The organism is Martelella alba (assembly GCF_005217455.1).
Lineage (GTDB): Bacteria > Pseudomonadota > Gammaproteobacteria > Enterobacterales > Enterobacteriaceae > Acerihabitans.
Genome location: NZ_SZPQ01000004.1, coordinates 67699 through 85416, shown reverse-complemented (window position 1 = coordinate 85416; position 17718 = coordinate 67699). Strand labels below are relative to the sequence as shown.

15 protein-coding genes are annotated in these 17718 nt (G+C 54.9%); 4 read left to right on the top strand and 11 right to left on the bottom strand.

What is annotated here, in order from left to right; all coding sequences use genetic code 11:
* Positions 1–283: 283 nt before the first annotated feature.
* The 3 genes from FCN80_RS06050 to FCN80_RS06040 all read right to left on the bottom strand — a co-directional run bounded on the left by FCN80_RS06050 (position 284) and on the right by FCN80_RS06040 (position 2857).
* Positions 284–943 (bottom strand): methionine ABC transporter permease, encoded by a 660-nt coding sequence (locus FCN80_RS06050; protein WP_136989047.1) that lies wholly within the window; start codon positions 941–943, stop codon positions 284–286.
* Positions 936–1952 carry a methionine ABC transporter ATP-binding protein gene (locus tag FCN80_RS06045; protein ID WP_136989045.1) on the bottom strand — a complete coding sequence of 339 codons (1017 nt, stop codon included), beginning with the start codon at positions 1950–1952 and terminating at the stop codon, positions 936–938. Before FCN80_RS06045 ends, FCN80_RS06050 begins: the two co-directional genes overlap by 8 nt.
* A 71-nt stretch (positions 1953–2023) precedes the next feature.
* On the bottom strand, positions 2024–2857 hold the full coding sequence (locus FCN80_RS06040) for a MetQ/NlpA family ABC transporter substrate-binding protein (RefSeq protein ID WP_136989043.1): 834 nt from the start codon (positions 2855–2857) through the stop codon (positions 2024–2026).
* Positions 2858–3443: 586 nt separating this feature from the next.
* On the opposite strand from FCN80_RS06040, the gene FCN80_RS06035 reads away from it, so the two are divergent.
* Positions 3444–4070, top strand: a complete 627-nt coding sequence (locus FCN80_RS06035; protein WP_136989042.1) for a glutathione S-transferase family protein — start codon at positions 3444–3446, stop codon at positions 4068–4070.
* Between the two features lie 108 nt (positions 4071–4178).
* Here the strand turns inward: FCN80_RS06035 and FCN80_RS06030 are convergent, their stop codons facing one another.
* Complete coding sequence (locus FCN80_RS06030) at positions 4179–5288, bottom strand: PQQ-dependent sugar dehydrogenase (protein WP_136989040.1); 1110 nt, start codon at positions 5286–5288, stop codon at positions 4179–4181.
* A gap of 469 nt (positions 5289–5757) precedes the next feature.
* Between FCN80_RS06030 and FCN80_RS06025 the strand changes: the two genes are divergently transcribed.
* Positions 5758–6591 carry a 5'-nucleotidase, lipoprotein e(P4) family gene (locus FCN80_RS06025; RefSeq protein WP_136989038.1) on the top strand — a complete coding sequence of 278 codons (834 nt, stop codon included), beginning with the start codon at positions 5758–5760 and terminating at the stop codon, positions 6589–6591.
* Between the two features lie 69 nt (positions 6592–6660).
* Here FCN80_RS06025 and FCN80_RS06020 read toward each other — a convergent pair whose 3' ends face one another.
* The 6 genes from FCN80_RS06020 to FCN80_RS05995 all read right to left on the bottom strand — a co-directional run bounded on the left by FCN80_RS06020 (position 6661) and on the right by FCN80_RS05995 (position 13207).
* On the bottom strand, positions 6661–7260 hold the full coding sequence (locus tag FCN80_RS06020) for a hypothetical protein (RefSeq protein ID WP_136989037.1): 600 nt from the start codon (positions 7258–7260) through the stop codon (positions 6661–6663).
* Positions 7247–7567: a hypothetical protein gene (locus tag FCN80_RS06015; protein WP_136989035.1), complete on the bottom strand. Its 321-nt coding sequence runs from the start codon at positions 7565–7567 to the stop codon at positions 7247–7249. Before FCN80_RS06015 ends, FCN80_RS06020 begins: the two co-directional genes overlap by 14 nt.
* Before the next feature lie 228 nt (positions 7568–7795).
* Complete coding sequence (gene gsiD / locus FCN80_RS06010) at positions 7796–8701, bottom strand: glutathione ABC transporter permease GsiD (protein WP_136989033.1); 906 nt, start codon at positions 8699–8701, stop codon at positions 7796–7798.
* 9 nt (positions 8702–8710) lie between these two features.
* Positions 8711–9631 (bottom strand): glutathione ABC transporter permease GsiC, encoded by a 921-nt coding sequence (gene gsiC / locus FCN80_RS06005; protein WP_136989031.1) that lies wholly within the window; start codon positions 9629–9631, stop codon positions 8711–8713.
* A gap of 4 nt (positions 9632–9635) precedes the next feature.
* The gene (gene gsiB / locus FCN80_RS06000) at positions 9636–11177 is read right to left on the bottom strand and encodes a glutathione ABC transporter substrate-binding protein GsiB (RefSeq protein ID WP_230492517.1); all 1542 of its coding nucleotides are present in this window, start codon (positions 11175–11177) and stop codon (positions 9636–9638) included.
* 23 nt (positions 11178–11200) lie between these two features.
* Positions 11201–13207, bottom strand: a complete 2007-nt coding sequence (locus FCN80_RS05995) for a dipeptide ABC transporter ATP-binding protein (protein ID WP_170975326.1) — start codon at positions 13205–13207, stop codon at positions 11201–11203.
* A gap of 570 nt (positions 13208–13777) precedes the next feature.
* Between FCN80_RS05995 and moeA the strand changes: the two genes are divergently transcribed.
* A complete protein-coding gene (gene moeA, locus FCN80_RS05990) occupies positions 13778–15013 on the top strand; it encodes a molybdopterin molybdotransferase MoeA (protein WP_136989030.1) in 1236 nt (411 codons plus the stop codon).
* A gap of 9 nt (positions 15014–15022) precedes the next feature.
* Positions 15023–15778 carry a molybdopterin-synthase adenylyltransferase MoeB gene (gene moeB / locus FCN80_RS05985; protein ID WP_136989028.1) on the top strand — a complete coding sequence of 252 codons (756 nt, stop codon included), beginning with the start codon at positions 15023–15025 and terminating at the stop codon, positions 15776–15778.
* Positions 15779–15830: 52 nt separating this feature from the next.
* Here the strand turns inward: moeB and FCN80_RS05980 are convergent, their stop codons facing one another.
* Complete coding sequence (locus FCN80_RS05980; protein ID WP_136989026.1) at positions 15831–17426, bottom strand: ABC-F family ATPase; 1596 nt, start codon at positions 17424–17426, stop codon at positions 15831–15833.
* Between the last annotated feature and the right edge of the window lie 292 nt (positions 17427–17718).

The following is a 17718-nucleotide window of genomic DNA, read 5'->3' as shown; positions in this document are numbered from 1 at the left end:
GACAGCTTGGTCGGAAACGCATGCGAACCTGGCCAGCAAAGGGGTGAACTCGAAGTATGCCGAGTATATATGCAATGTTTCTTAACTTTGCCTCAACGACAAGAATTTTTCAGCTCTTTTTACATGCGAATCGTGCCCGCCTCCCGTCCCCCCCCTGTCCGAGCAAGGGTTCGCGGCGTATTTTGCCGATTCAGGCCAATTGTGGAGGCAAGCCCGCGGCAGCGTAGCGGCCCACGCGACCGGGGCCGTCACAAAGAAAGAAGGAGGGAAGGGATCTGGCGAATTAACGCCGGCCATGTCTGTCGGCGCGCCGGGCCAGCCAGTCGCCGGCAACCTGAACGATTTGCACCAAAACAATTAACACCACGACAGTGATAATCATGACTCGCGTCTCATAGCGGTAATAGCCGAAACGGATGGCCAGGTCGCCCACGCCGCCGCCGCCCACAATGCCCGCCATGGCGGAATAGCCGATAAGGCTCACCAGTGTTATGGTCAGGCCGCGCAGCAACCCGGCCAACGACTCAGGCAACAACACAGTGAGGATAATGCGTAGCGGGCCGGCGCCGAAGGCCTCGGCGGCTTCGATAATGCCCGGGTCTATTTCCCGTAAGGCACTGTCCACCAACCGGGCGTAAAAGGCAATGGCCGCCACCGATAACGGCACGGACGCCGCTACCGGGCCGATGGTGTTGCCCAGCAATAATTGGGTCAGCGGCAATAGCAAGACCAGCAGAATCACGAACGGAATAGAACGGATCATATTGACCAGCACGGTACCCGTCAGATAGAGCGGGCGGTTTTGCCAAAACAAATGTCGGTCGGTCACAAAAATCATCACACCCAAAGGTAAACCGCCAATCAGGGAAAAAAGAGCGGCGATGCCGACCATTTGCAGGGTTTCGCCAAAGGCGGTCACCAAATCAAGCCATAAGTCAGCCATGCAGCACCTCCGTTTGCGCCGTATTTTGCCGAATATAGGCCACCGCGGCGGCCACCTGTTCCGGCCGATCAGGATGCGTCAGCAACGCCACCAATAATCCCAGGGCGCGATGGTTGATGTATTCGATTTTCCCATGCAGGATATTCACCGAAACGCCAAATCGAATTGCAACCTCCGAAAGGACCGGCTGTTCGGCCGAGGCGCCGACGAACGTGATTTTCAGCAAGGTACCGCGCAAATCCCGCATCAGTCGGGGAGGCAGTTCCAAATTAAAGGTATGCGAGACCAATTGACGAGTGAAATCATGGCGGGGAGTGGCGAAAACATCGAATACATCGCCCTCCTCCACCACTTTGCCGCCAGTCATCACCGCCACCCTGTCGCAAACACTTTTGATAACGGTCATTTCGTGGGAAATCAGCACCAAGGTGATCCCCAAGCGGCTATTGATTTCTTTTAGCAAGTCCAATATGGACGACGAGGTTTCCAGGTCAAGGGCCGATGTCGGTTCATCGCATAACAACACCGCCGGCTGATTGGCGATGGCGCGGGCGATACCCACCCGCTGTTTCTGGCCGCCGCTCAATTGCGCCGGCAACGCACGGGCTTTCTCTTCCAGTCCCACCATGGACAGGATCTCAGGAACCCTGCGGGCGATTTCCGTGGAGGATTTGCCAGCGGCTCGCAAGCTGAAAGCCACATTGCTCGCCACCGTGCGGGTATGCATCAAATTGAAATGCTGAAAAATCATCCCAATGGATTGCCGCTGCCGACGCAAGTCCGCGCCGCGAAGCACATCCATGCGCACCCCATTGACGTTGACAGTGCCGGCGCTCGGCCGTTGTAGCATATTGATAACACGCAACAACGTACTTTTGCCCGCGCCGCTGGCGCCCACTATGCCGTAGACTTCGCCTTTGCCTATCCTCAAGCTGACATCATCCACGGCTCGGGTCACTTGTTGTTTCGCCCGACTAAAATCCACACTGATATGGTCTAGCTCGATCATCGTTCGCCAGTTCCATCCTTTTCAATCAAGACAGAAGACTCTCGGCGGACCAGGCCGCGCGAGATTGTTTTTTAAGGATGGGATACCCGCATCCAGTCAGGTTTCTGGAACTGGCTGAATTCGCCGGCGGGATTATTTATCACGGCGGCATATGCCGGGGATTGTACCGCGGCCTTAATATCCTTGACGAAAGGCTTATCCTGATCTTCGCTGCGCACGGCAATGACATTCTTGAGATTTTCATCCAAGGTTTCCAGCGCCAAGGCGCTGGACAGCTTCAAACCGGCGGCGATAGCGAAATTGCCGTTCACCAGCGACCCGGCGACACTATCCAATGTGCGGGGCAATTGTGCGGCATCCAGCGGTTTGAACACCAGACCACGCGGATTTTGTGCAATATCATGTTCAGAGGCCCTGGTCGGATCAATATCGCTTTTAATGGTAATCAAACCCAACTTGACCAGAAAACGCAAACCACGGGCCAGATTGGTCGGGTCGCTGGACAAAGTGATAATATCCCCTGCTTTGAGTTGATCAAGTTGCGTGATTTTGTGGGAATAGAAACCCATACTGGCTGTGGGTACCGTAATCAGTCCCGAGATTTTAAGGCCTTTATCAGCGGCGAACTTTTGTAGATACAATGTATGTTGAAACAGGTTGGCGTCGATGCTGCCATTGGCCAGGGCGATATTCGGTTGCACATAATCGCTAAATTCCCTCACAATGACTTTATACCCTTTTTTGGCCAGCTCGGGTTTGATGGCCTGATTGACCATATCCCCATAGGGGCCGGGCGCAACGCCGAACACAATGGTCTTGGGATCGCTATTTGCCTGTGCCGTATGCAACCCGACAGCAAAAAGCCCGACAATAAATAAACCGCGCAAAAATTTTAAAACCACCATAGTAATGAATATCCTTCATGAGGAATATATACTCTCGATACTTCGATTCGCGTGTAAGAGTATAACCCGTGTTACACAATCATTGATGGAGACACACTTTATCAAAAATTATTTCAAATTCCCTAATAAAATAGAATTTCAGAATAAAATATCGTTTTACTTTATCGGTTAACTTTTTCAATCACGGTATTGTAGAATAGCAAACAAAAGTATTCTACTTCGCCATCCTATCTGCCGATCGGCGTTGTATATGCCAGTTTCATCTAAGCATATTGATAATCGGCATACTCCATGCCGCTTTTTATTGGCTGTTTTCCTCCCGGCCACGCCATCTTGTCTACGCCCTGGAAAGGCATGAACAGCCACCCTGACCTTCACCCACGGCCCGTTTTGGCGGCTCAGGGTCTTTCCTGACAAATTTACCACTTAATGTACCGCCGCAATGCGGCTGGAATTATTTGCAGTATATTGTTTTCCCAAAGCCGTTAAGATAATTTTATTGATACCGCTTTGTGCTTTGGTGCTCCGCTGGAGTCGCCGTATTAACCCAGCCTTTATTGGTACATGTCAACGCTGAGAGGGTACAATGCTCACTATCTGGGGTCGTGAAAACTCTATAAATGTTAAAAAAGTATTATGGTGTGCGGCCGAACTTGAACTTATCTATAACTTTATTCCCGCAGGAGGGGAATACGGCAAAAATAAAGAGCCCTTGTTTCTTTCCCTAAACCCCAACGGTCTGGTCCCCTGCTTGCAGGATGACGTAAATGATCTGGTATTGTGGGAATCCAACACTATCGTGCGTTACTTAGCGGCCCGCTATGGCCAGAATATCTGGCCGCTTCGTGATCCCCTATCCCGGGCGATATCGGAGAAATGGATGGACTGGACATTGTCCACGCTGGCGCCGGCGCTGCAACCGTTGTTTTTTCATGTTGTGCAAACGCCCGCCGGCAAGCAGGATACAAAACGGATTGAGGTTGGTATTGAAACCTGCGAGGGTCTCTTTGATATTGCTGAAAACGCATTGGCAAAACAGCATTATTTTTCCGGCATCGATTTTAGCATGGGTGATATTCCCATCGGCTGTTTCGCTTACCATTGGTTCAATATGGATATTCCCCGCAAACCTCGCAATGCGTTGCAACGCTGGTATGATGCCATTTCGGCCAGAACGGCTTTTCAAGCCAGGGTAATGACACCCTTTATCTGAACGGCCGCGCGCCGAGGTATCGCCACCTCGGCGCACGAGGGCCCGCAACCGACATATCCGGTTAATGAACGGCCCGGCCGGCGAATCCGGCCCCGAGGGCAACGAGCATCATTCCAGCCCCAACTTGAGCAGACTACCGTCCCGCTCATCAGTCAGCACGTAGACATAGCCGTCGGGGCCGACCCGCACATCACGAATACGCTTGCCGAGATTCATCAGCAGGCGTTCTTCCGACACAACCTTGTCGCCGTCAAGGATCAAGCGAAGCAGCGCCTGTTGTTTGAGCGCGCCGATAAATAACGAATGCCGCCAGGCGGGAAAACGTTCGGCATTATAAAATGCCATACCGCTTATTGCCGGTGATTTTTGCCAATACCAGATAGGTTGCACCGTTCCCGCCACCGTTTCACCCTTGGCCTCCGGAATTTTTAAACCGGAATAGTTGATGCCGTAAGTCGCTATCGGCCACCCGAAATTGGCGCCTTTGGCAATGATGTTTACCTCATCACCGCCCTTCGGGCCATGTTCGTCTTCCCAGAGAACGCCCGTCCAGGGGTTGATCGCCATTCCCTGGGGGTTACGATGGCCAAGCGACCAAATTTCCGGTCGGGCATTTTCGTCATGAACAAAAGGATTATCCGGGGGCACATCCCCTTCAGCGGTCAAGCGGACGATTTTACCCTGATGCTTAGTAAGATCTTGCGCGGTGGGCCGGCGATTATTTTCACCCAGGCTAATAAACAGATAGCCTTGGCGATCAAACACCAGACGTCCCCCAAAATGCTCCCCGACGGACAGCTTCGGTTGCTGACGGAATATGACGTTAAAATCGGACAAGCGTCGGTTGTCATCCGATAAACGGCCATAACCCACAGCCGTACCGGCATCATCTTTACCTTGTTCGGCATAGCTAAGATAAACCCGCCGCGATTGGATAAAATCCGGCGCCAAAACCACATCGAACAAGCCCCCTTGCCCTCGGGCATAAACGGCCGGTACCCCTTCGATAGGCGCGGAAAGGGAGGTGCTCGGCGACCAATAGCGCAACCGTCCGACCCGCTCGGTGATGAGCATCCCCGCCTCTCCCGGTAAAAAGGCCAACGACCAGGGATGATCCAGATCGGTTTGCAATGTGGTTACCTTAAGTTCGGCTGCGATTCCTTGTCCGCCCGACAAAAGCAGACAGCCCGACAACAAAAGGACGACTCGCCATTTCATCTCGTTGTCTCCTGCAAAAAAGTCCCTTTTAAGCGTAGAAATGACCTTGCCGTAAAGCGATCGCCAGCGGGCGGTTTTACAATTTCTGACAAAGTTTCGGGTTCAAGGGGACAGGTCTGGCCTAACCCAGTGAGGTCTTTTCAAGCCTGGGGGAAACCCGTTTATGCCACGCTTCCTCGGCGGCCGGCTCCCCGAATACGCGGATACCGCGCCGACCGCACGGTATCCGATCACGGTGCGATAATCGAGCTGACGCCGAACAGTGATTTTGACAAGCAGCCGTATGATTGCATTGATTAATGATAATCTGTTTATAATTATGTAGTCTAAATAATTCATATTGCATCACGGCGGCCACCGAACGCCACCAACGGCGTGGCAACATCAGCATGCAAGAAAACGGATAACGGCGACAGGGCAATGAACAGGGGTACCCGACCCGTGGCCCGCACAACAGGATAAACACGCTATGCCCCAGTCTCTTCGCTATTTCAGCATGATAGTTATAACCCTGGGCCTGACCATCGGCGGGTGCGTTTCACATTCGCCGGCAACGAAGGCCGATAACGGGCAGCAGCGCCTGACCGACCAAAGCGTGCTGGCGGTCAATTGGATGCAACAGTCTGGCGAGTACCGCGCGCTCTCCTTTCAGGCGTTCAACGCCGCCGAGATGGCCTTTGATCAGTCCGTGGCTAAGCATGGTTTGAAAAAGGCGGTGGTGGTGGATTTGGATGAGACGATGCTCGATAATAGCGCCTATGCCGGCTGGCAGATTCAACAACATCAGCCGTTCAGCGGGCCAACCTGGAGCCGTTGGACACAAGCCCGACAAGCCAGGGCATTACCAGGCGCGGTGGATTTTTCTCATTATGTTATTGCCCACGGCGGCCGAATTTTTTACGTCTCCAACCGTGACGAGCGGGATTACCAGGCAACCGCCGATAACCTCAAGGCATTGGGATTCGCCGATGTTTCGGCGCAAACCTTATTGCTGAAACCCGCTGGCGGCAGTTCAAATAAGGCTGGACGATTCGATGCTCTGCAGCGGCAAGGTTACGACATCACCGTTTTTGTGGGCGATAATCTTAATGATTTTAGCGGCGAGCCTTATCATCAGTTGAACACCCAGCGGCGCGAGTTTGTCAATCACCACCAGGGCGATTTCGGGCGTAAATACATTATGCTGCCCAACCCCAGCTATGGCGATTGGGAAAGCGGCCTGGCTCCAAATTACCTTTCCGCCAGTCCGCAAGAAAAGCTGCGTATACGGGCGAAAATGGTCGAGGCATGGGATGGGAAATAGGCGCCTGCTTTTTTGTTGCGATACTGCTTATTCATGCCGGAAAGCGATCTCAATGACATTGCTAAGCGGTTAGCTAAAAGCCGCCGCCATCTGCTTTAGTTCGGCTATATAATCCGGGCGTTTCTGACGGATTACGTCTTCGTGGATTTTGATGATAATGGCTTTCAAAACATCGGCACGGGTGGTTAAACCCTGTTGCTGCATTACCTCATCCAGCTCGCGTTTGTTTTTTTCGCTCAATTTCATGGATAATCTTTTTGAGGATTTCGCTTCGGCAAGCTCCGTGTGCAGCAGACTCGCTAAGCCATCCGCCGGGAAATGACCAGTGTAGATGGCATGCAGGTAATACAGCAATAAATTTTTATGAAAGCTTTCGTTCAATTCCGGGGCAATCTGATCAGTGGCCATATTGAGAATATCAAGATAATGCGCGGGCACTCGAATCTCCATGGATGACTTAATGTTGTCGTATTGCGCCTTGATTTTAGGCGTAGACTGACTAGGAACGCCAACCACTTGATCGCATTTGTCGCATACCGCCGCCAACACGTTTTTCACTATGCCGCTGTGGTCGCTGAAATCCACGTCCCGCAGCAGGTAAGTCGCCGTGGAAGGCCCGCAATGATGGCAAAGCACATTTTTTTTCTCACCTTCTTTAACAATTTTCATAATATGCCTCATCATGGTGAACACTAATAAAGAAAATATCGTGGCAATAAAAATAAAATTTCACGTACCATCTAACCTGGTCTTTGTAAGGTTTCAAAATATGAATCATCACATCAGAATCATGATAATGTTTGTAACAACAATAATAATCACCTGATGTTTTCGTGATCAGCTCAATGACATATTCCTCACTAATCTGACCAGTGGCGAACAGGTTTTTGACATCGATTTTACCCCTTGCTTCATGAGTATAGGCTCCAGCCTTGAGGCGCTTGATCGCTTCTTTTTTGATATCGTTGAATCCCATCGACCGCTCCATTTTGTACGAAGTTTTTCGTACAGTCAAGTCTTATCGCCCATTCATTATGGTAACGACGATGATTTTGTTAAATGGTTTTTGCTGAGGGTTGCGAAGACGGTTCCACAAAGCCACCGGAAATGCGCGAGGCGAGCGAACGAGCCATTATCGGGCAGCCGACCCGATAATTCAGATCCCGTTACTTTTGATTAAGGGCGACTCGCTACCGGCTTGCCGTCAGATTTTAAGTTTTGGGTCAAGCGCATCACGCAATCCGTCGCCCAACAGATTAAAAGCCAGTACCGTCAGAAAAATCGCCAGGCTGGGAAAGATGGCGGTGTGAGGCGCCGTGACCATATCGGCCCGGGCCTCGTTGAGCATGGCGCCCCATTCCGGCGTGGGCGGCTGAGCGCCAAGACCGAGAAACGACAAACTGGCGGCGGTAATAATGGATGTACCGATACGCATGGTAAAATACACCACAATGGAAGACAGCGTTCCGGGCAGAATATGCCTTAGAAGAATGACCCTATCGGGCGCGCCGATACTGCGAGCGGACTCGATAAAGGTCTGATGTTTGATAACCAGCGTATTACCGCGCACCAGGCGGGCAAAGGCCGGGATACTGAAGATGGCCACGGCGACGATCACATTGGTCATTCCGCTGCCCATGATCGCCACTACGGCAATGGCCAGTAAAATACCCGGAAAGGCGAACAGCACATCGCAAATCCGCATGATGATCCGGTCCCACCAGCCTTCATAATAACCGGCCACCAATCCCAGCAACGTGCCGACCACCATACCCAGCAACACGGAAAAAAATCCGGCCGCCAATGAAATACGGGCGCCCATCAGAATTCGGCTGAAAATATCCCGGCCAAGGGAATCGACTCCTAACCAATGAACCAGGGTCGGTCCCTGGTCCAACCTGTCATAATCAAAGTAATTTTCCGCATCATACGGGGCTAGCCAGGGCGCTAAAATCGCCACGATAACCAACAGCAGAACGAACGCGCCCGCCGCCATCGCCAGGGGCTGGCGCCGGAACCTCCGCCAGAATTCACGCCAGGGCGTGCGCACCCGCTGCGCTGAGACGATAGGCATGGCCGCCATGGCGGCCTCTCGGCGCCAGAATTTCATCGCGAATCCTTAGCGGTACCGGATCGCAGGATTGATGGCCGCATATAACATATCCACCAAAAGATTGATAAGAATGAACTCGAGGGAGAAGAGCAAAACTTCCGCTTGAATCACCGGATAATCGCGCATCTCCACTGAATCCACCAGCAAACGTCCCAGACCGGGCCAGTTAAAGACCGCCTCCACCACAATGGAGCCGCCCAGTAAAAACCCGAATTGCAGGCCCATCATGGTTACCACCGGGATCATCGCATTACGCAGGCCGTGTTTCACGATAACCCAGAACTCCCTTACCCCCTTGGCACGAGCGGTGCGCATGTAATCTTCCTGCAGCACTTCCACAAACGATGCCCGGGTAAAACGCGCCATGATGGAAGCGACCGCCGCGCCCAGCGTCAGGGCGGGCAAAATATAATGCCGCGGGCTATCCGCCCCGACCGTCGGCAGCCAGCCCAGTTTTACCGAAAAAATCTGCATGAGCAGCATACCCAGCGCAAAAGCCGGAAAAGAAATCCCGGTCACCGCCAACGTCATACCAATGCGATCCGGCCATCGATTGCGCCATACCGCCGATACGATACCCAACGCCATACCGATTATCACCGACCATAACATGCTGGTCACCGTCAACCAGAACGTCGGCATGAAACGGGAAGCGATCTCAACGCTGACCGGACGTTTCGACACCAGCGAAGTGCCGAAATCGCCCCGCACCGCGTGAGAAAGAAACCGGACAAACTGCTGGGGCAAAGGTTTATCCAGGCCCAGATCCTGCCTGACCAACGCCACCACCGTGGCATCGGCATCCGAACCCGCCACCAGCCGTGCCGGATCTCCCGGCAGCAAATGCACAAACAGAAAGACCAGCACCGCCACAATGAACAAGGTTGGCACCAGCCCCAGCAAGCGTTTGAGAAAATAATTCAGCATCGGCCTATTTCATATCGGCATGACTGAAATCGAAAGAGGTATCAGGCATGACATAAAAGCCGGTCAAATCCTTGTTGTGCGCGTATAAGATTTTCTCGGTCAGCAAAAATACCCAGGGGGCATCAGCCCAGATTCTGTCCTGAGCATCCTTGTACAAACGGGCTTTCTCCGTTCGATCAGTGGTTTTCAGCGCATCGGCCAAATCCCGGTCGACCTGGGGATTACTGTAGAAAGCGGTATTAAAGATGGCCGGCGGCGCCGACTGGGTGGCGAACAACGGCGTGAGCGCCCAGTCAGCCTCGCCGGTGGAAGCCGACCAGCCGGTATAAAGCATCCGCACACCGGTCTCCTTCACGCCCTTGTCTTCCACCTGCGCGGCGCGCTGTCCGGCGTCCATGGCGGTTACCGTGACTTTAATGCCGACCTGCGCCAGCTGCTGCTGGGTAAATTGCAGCGCTTTCTGGAAAGTGCTGGTGTTATGGGACGACCACAGTGTGGTGGTGAAGCCGTGAGGATACCCCGCCTCTTTCAACAGCTCGCGCGCCTTGGCCGGATCATAGGGCCAGGGTTTGTATTGCACCGCATAATCGATCGCCGCCGGCAGCGGGCCTTGCGCGGGCACGGCGTAGCCTGCGTAAGCCACCTTGATAAGCGCTTCTTTGTTGATGGCGTAGTTGATGGCCTGGCGGACCTTAAGATTATCGAACGGTTTCTGGGTGACGTTCATACTGATATAGCGCTGTAGAATCGATGGCGCCGATTCTAATTGCAACTGGTTGTTTTTCGTCAATAAGGCGGCCTGCTCGTAGGGTACCGGATAGGCGAACGTGGCTTCGCCGGTTTGCAGCATGGCGGCGCGGGTATTGTTATCCACCACCGGGCGCCAGGTGATACTGTCGAGCTTGGCGGCGCCCTTTTGCCAATAACCATCGAAGCGCTTGACCTTCATATAATCGGTTTGGTTCCACACCACGAATTGATAGGGGCCGGTGCCCACCGGATGAAAACCGATGTCTTTACCATATTTGCGTAGCGCCGCCGGAGAAATCATGACCGCCGCCGGATGCGAGAGGTTATTGATAAAGGGCGAGAAAGGGGTTTTCAAGGTAATCTTCACCGTATAAGGGTTGACGACCTCGGTTTTGGCGATCATTTTAAACAGGTTATAGCGTTTTAAATGATTATCGGGATTGCTGGCGCGATCCAGATTCACCTTGACCGCCTCGGCATTGAAATCGGTGCCGTCCTGAAACTTCACGCCCTGGCGCAGTTTAATGGTATAGACCAATCCATCGGGGCTGACCTGATAACTTTTTGCCAGCACATCGATTTGCTTCATGTCTTTATCGAATCCAAACAACCCTTGGTAGAAAGACTTGGCCACCGCCTGAGACAAGGTGTCGTTGGCATCGTAGGGATCCAGGGTAGTAAAATTGGATCCCACCGCAATCACGGCGTCTTTGGCGGCCCATGCCGGGGATGACGCCAGTGCGGTCAGAACAACCGTTGCCGCCAGCCAGCGGCCTTTATTTTGGTGCTGCATCATAACATTCTCCGTGCATATCCTTGTCAATAAACGCCGCCGACCAGGTGGCGAGCCACAAAGTGCCCCTCCCCCACCCGGACCAGCGGCGCAACCAGGGGGTCGTCACCCAACGCCCGAACCGGGCTTGGGATCTCTTCCGCCGTCAGCGCGCGCTCAGGCCGCCGCCGCGCGGGATCGGCCACCGGCACGGCGGCCATCAATTTTCGCGTGTAGGGATGCTGTGGATGCGCAAATACCTGCCGCCGGGGGCCGATTTCCACGATTTGCCCCAGATACATTACCGCCACGCGATGGCTGACGCGCTCAACCACCGCCATATCATGAGAAATGAATAAGAAAGCGATACCGAATTCCCGCTGCAAATCCAGCATCAGATTGATAATTTGCGCCTGAATCGAGACATCCAGCGCCGATACCGATTCATCGGCCACGACCACCTTGGGATTGAGCGCCAGCGCGCGCGCGATGCATATACGCTGACGCTGTCCTCCTGAAAATTCATGAGGGTAGCGTCGGGCGTGTTCCGGCGACAAGCCGACACGCTCCAGGAGGGCCGCGGCCCGACGTTCGGCGGCCTTACCGCGGGCCACGTCGTGAACCAGCAACGGTTCCATAATGGAATAGCCCACCGTGAGACGAGGGTCAAGAGAAGCATAAGGATCTTGGAAGATAAACTGAATATCCCGACGCATATGCTGCAACTCTTCATCCGGCATATTGACGATGGAACGGCCTTCAAACAAGATATCACCGCCGCGGCTTTCCACCAGACGCAGTAATGCCCGGCCCGTGGTGGACTTGCCGCAGCCGGATTCCCCCACCAATCCCAGGGTTTCGCCGGGATAAAGATTGAAACTGACTTTTTCCACGGCATGCACCCGACGCCGCACCCGATTGAAAATCCCCCCCCGCAGGTCGAACCCGGCCACCAGATCCTTGACTTCAACCAGGGGCCGTCCCCCGGGCGCCGGCGGCTTACCGGCAAAATCCCCGGTCGCAAAGTCATGTCGCGCCGGATCGTTGGCGGTGGAGATGATCCGCTCATCCAGCGCGCCTTCGCCCACTTCTGCCGCCATCGGCGCGGCGGGCCGGTAACCATCCGACGCAAGCTGTGTTCGCCAGTCCTGCAACAACGGGAACTTGGCCGGAAGATCCTGGTCGGCCATGGAACCCAGCCGGGGCACCGCCGCCAGCAGCGCGCGCGTATAAGGATGGCGCGGCTGGGCAAATAATGCGCTTACCGCCGCTGATTCCACATCACGGCCCTGGTACATCACCAGCACCCGATCGGCCATCTCCGCCACCACGCCCATATCATGGGTGATGAAAATCACGCCCATGCGCATTTCCCGTTGCAAACTGCGAATCAGTTGCAAAATCTGCGCCTGGATAGTGACATCCAACGCGGTAGTGGGCTCGTCGGCTATCAATAACGCCGGCTTGCAGGACAGCGCCATGGCAATCATGATCCGTTGGCGCATGCCGCCGGACAATTGATGCGGGAAACGGTCCAACATATTGCGCGCGGTGGGAATCCGCACCAAATCCAGCATGCGTAGAGCCTCGGCGCGTGCGCCGCGATGATCCATGCCCTGATGCAGCCTTATCGACTCGGCTATCTGTTCGCCAACCGGAAACACCGGATTAAGCGACGTCATCGGCTCTTGGAAAATCATTGCCATATCCGCGCCGCGCAACGTGCGCATCATCGACGGATCAGCGGCGGCCAAGTCGATTATCCGGCCATCGCGACGGCGGAACAACAGCGTGCCGTTGATGATCCGACCACCACCGAGTTCAACCAAACGCATCACCGACAACGCGGTCACCGATTTGCCGGACCCCGACTCGCCGACGATCGCCAGCGTCTCGCCCCGGTCGACGGTAAAAGAAATCCGCCGGACGGCATCGATAGACTCACCCTCGTGGTCGAACCCCACGGCGAGATCATGGGCGGCCAACACCTGGTTTTCCGGCAGGAATGGCGCATCAGCGCTAAGATTCAAATGTTCCGTTGCGCCGGCGGCCATCAGCGAGCATTCCCGACGGGGGCGCCCCATTGCGCAGAGGTGTCGGCCCGGTACCCGTTTTGCCCATCAAAAGGCAAGATCCGCCGCGCGATCACGCCGCCATGGATGACTATGACTGGTCTGTTCACTGAATCCGCTACCTTCGCCCGCTTGAAAAAACGATACTGTCCGGCCCGCGGTTACACCATGGCCGACGACCGATACTATGCCTTCCCGTCAAAAGGCCGCAGGTGAGTCAGAACCGCACGCAAAGACGCCGCACGGACAATCCGCGAGAAGATCTCGTATTGCCCGGTCCTAGACAACCCACTCACCGGCCCTGAGTGACAGGATCTCTTGGTGATGGAGAAGAAACGCTACTGTTTTGACTATATTGACCCTGCCGGCCAGTGTAAAGAAGAAATGCACGCTATTGATTGCATAAGCCTTATTGGCATTTGCTTATAATACCGCCGCCTGTCAGCCACACGCCAGCCGACATCCGTTCTCGTCGACGGCGTTTTCTGCCATAATGGCGCTATCATCACGATACCGGCCGCCGCACGTCAGGCCGGTGACACAGGAGTGAAAATGGTTGAGTCGCGTTCCCCTTTGTTAACATTGGAGCAAGCCTTGGAACAAATGCTATCCCAGGTTTCTCCCCTGACCGACAGCGAATTTCTGGCACTCACCAATGCCGCCGGCCGGATTTCCGCCGCGCCGGTGATTTCGCCTATCGATGTTCCGCCTTTCGACAATTCCGCCATGGACGGTTATGCGGTCCGTCTGGCGGATATCGCCGAGGGATCGCCATTGCCTGTGGCCGGGAAAGCCCTCGCCGGGCGGCCTTTTGCCGGCGACTGGCCACCCGGCACCGCCTTGCGTATCATGACCGGCGCGCCGGTACCCGCAGAAGCCGAGGCGGTCATCATACAAGAGCAAGCCGATATGACGGGGGACGGCGTCCGTTTTACCGCGCCGGTCAAAATCGGGCAAAATATCCGACGGGTCGGCGAGGATGTCCGCCGGGGCGGTCAAGTTCTGCCGGCCGGCCGGCGGCTCGGCGTGGCGGAACTGCCGCTGTTGGCATCCCTTGGTATCGCCGAAATCGCCGTACTGCGCCGGTTGAAAGTGGCGCTGTTTTCCACCGGCGACGAACTGCGTCCCATCGGCAGTCCGTTGGCCGCCGGACAAATCCACGACACCAATCGCTTCACTGTCCGCTTGATGTTGCAGCGCATGGGATGCGATATCCAGGATCTGGGCATTGTGGCCGACAACGCCGCCGCTTTGCGCGAGGCGTTTCGCCAGGCCGATGAGCAGGCGGACTTGCTTATCACCAGCGGCGGCGTTTCAGTGGGCGAGGCGGACTATACCAAAACCCTGTTGGAAGAAATGGGGCGTATTGACTTCTGGCGGCTGGCCATCAAGCCCGGTAAACCCTTCGCCTTCGGCCGCCTGAATCACGCCTGGTTTTGCGGTTTGCCCGGCAATCCAGTTTCAGCGGCGGTAACCTTTTATCAATTGGTCCAGCCGTTAATTGCTTGCCTGTCCGGCCGTACCGGTTGGCGATTGCCGGCGCGCCTGCGCGCCCGACTGACGACGCCGGCCAAGCCCTCCCCGGGCCGTACCGATTTTCAACGCGGCTATTTTCAAAGCACGACGCAGGGCGGGATTGAAGTGGCCGGCACCGGTCACCAGGGGTCGCATATTTTCAGCTCTTTTAGCGCGGCCAACTGCTTTATCATCCTGCCGCCGGGTCAAAACAGGCTCATGCCCGGCGACGAGGTGGAGATAGAACCGTTCAACACCGTGTTGCTAGACTGAGGCCGGACCGTGGCGAATGAATTGAGTCGAGAAGAAATACTGCGCTATAACCGGCAAATTACCTTGCGGGGTTTTGATTTCGACGGCCAGGAAAAACTCAAGTCGGCACGCGTGCTGGTTGTCGGATTGGGGGGGCTGGGTTGTGCGGCCGCGCAGTATCTTGCCGCCGCCGGCGTCGGTCGGCTTGACCTGCTGGACTTCGATCAGGTGTCCCTGTCAAACCTGCAACGGCAAATCCTGCATACCGATGAGCGGATAGGGATGGCGAAAGTCGCCTCCGCCGCCCAGGCGTTGTCGGCCATCAATCCGCACATTGTGCTGGCCCCCCATAACGATCACCTGGATAACGACCGGCTGGACGCGCTGATCAGCTTGTGCGACGTCGTAGTTGACTGCAGCGACAATCTCGGGACCCGGGAACAGTTGAACCAGTTGTGCTTCTCCCGGCGCGTACCCTTGGTGTCCGGCGCCGCGATTCGCATGGAAGGTCAACTCAGCGTGTTCACCTATCGCTCCGGGGAGCCTTGCTACCGTTGCCTGAGCCGGTTGTTCGGCGCGGAAAACCTAACCTGCGCCGAATCGGGGGTTATGTCTCCGCTGGTGGGCGTCATTGGTTCGCTGCAAGCCATGGAGACCCTTAAATTACTTACCGCATTCGGTCGGCCCGCCAGCGGCAAGCTGGTGATTTATGACGCAATGACGCTGCAATTTCGCGAGATGACGTTAACGCGCGATCCGCGGTGCGCTATCTGCGGCGCATCCTGACTGGCGTTGTGTCCCGCCGGGCCGGACGATCGGCCCTACAGGCCGCGGTAGATCAATTCAGCCCCTGGCTGCGCAAATAGTCTTCATAATTACCGGTGAAATCCACGACGCCTGCTGGCGTCAATTCCAAGATCCGGGTCGCCAGGGAACTGACGAATTCGCGATCATGCGAAACGAAGATCAGCGTGCCTTGATAAAGCTCCAGCGCCGAATTCAGTGATTCAATGGATTCCATGTCCAGGTGGTTGGTGGGTTCATCCATGATGAGAATATTCGACTTTTGCATCATGAGCTTGCCAAACAACATTCGGCCTTTTTCCCCGCCGGACAGCACGCCGACCGGTTTCAGAATATCATCCTGGCTGAATAACAAACGGCCAAGCACGCTGCGCACCGATTGTTCATCATCGCCCGGCTGTTTCCACTGGCTCATCCAGTCGAAAACCGTCATGTCTAGGGCGAACTCACCGGCATGATCCTGCGCATAATAACCGAGACGCGCATTTTCCGACCATTTGATCAAGCCGTCGCGCGGCGACATTTCCCCAACCAGGGTCTTGAGCAACGTCGTTTTACCGATGCCGTTGGGCCCCAGCACGGCCACTTTCTCACCGACCTCCAACATCAGATTGAAGCCCGTAATGAGCGGCGGCAGGCCCTCATAGCCTTGGACAAGCTGCTGCACTTCCAGGGCATTGCGGAATAATTTTTTGTCCTGTTCAAAACGGATAAACGGATTCTGCCGGCTGGATGCCTTAACCTCATCCAGTTGAATTTTTTCTATTTGTCGCGCGCGCGATGTCGCCTGCCGCGATTTAGAGGCGTTGGCGCTAAACCGGCTGACAAAGGATTGCAGTTCGGCAATCTGCGCTTTTTTCTTGGCGTTGCCGGCCAATAAGCGCTCCCTTGCCTGAGTGGACGCGGTCATGTAATCATCGTAATTACCCGGATAAATACGTAATTCACCGTAGTCCAGATCGGCCATATGCGTACAAACCATATTCAGGAAATGCCGGTCATGGGAAATTATGATCATGGTGCTATTACGTTCGTTCAGCACCTGCTCCAGCCAACGGATGGTATTAATGTCCAGGTTGTTGGTCGGTTCATCCAGCAACAGGATGTCAGGGTCGGCAAATAGGGCCTGGGCCAGCAACACCCGCAACTTCCAGCCCGGCGCAACTTCGCTCATCAACCCCTGGTGCTGTTCGAGCGGGATGCCGACGCCCAGCAACAACTCTCCCGCTCTGGCTTCAGCGGTATAACCGTCCATTTCGCCGTACAAAACCTCCAAATCGGCGACCCGGTAACCTTGTTGCTCGTTCATATCGGCCAGGGCATAGAGGCTGTCGCGTTCCTGTTTAATCGCCCACAGTTCCGCATGGCCCATTATCACAGTATCCAAAACCGTGTATGTTTCGAAGGCGAATTGATCCTGGCGCAGCTTACCCAATCGCTCGTCAGGATCGTGCGTGACATGACCGGCGCTAGGCGGCAGGTCGCCGCCCAGTATCTTCATGAGCGTCGATTTACCGCAACCGTTGGCGCCAATCAGGCCGTAGCGATTGCCGCTGCCGAACTTAACGGAAATGTTTTCAAACAGCGGCTTACTGCCAAATTGCATGGTGATGTTATTACTGATTAACAAAGCGAATACTCGTTATAAAATTGTGATATTCCACACAGTATGCCACAAATGAGAGATAAAAAGCGCGCTTTCTCCTCCATCGCGCAAGGCGGAAAGCCATTGGCGCACGCAAGTCGCCCTATTGCCTTCAGCGGCGCCGAACACAGAGAAGAAATGTTGCAGAGGGGGGATCGGCAAGACAGCACGTTTTTGCCGCGATCAAGACAGGTACTCGTCAACCTCGCGTTGCCATGTTGTTGGTCGCGGCGCGTCCCAGGCGCATTGCAGGCAATGTGACTGGGACGATAGGGAT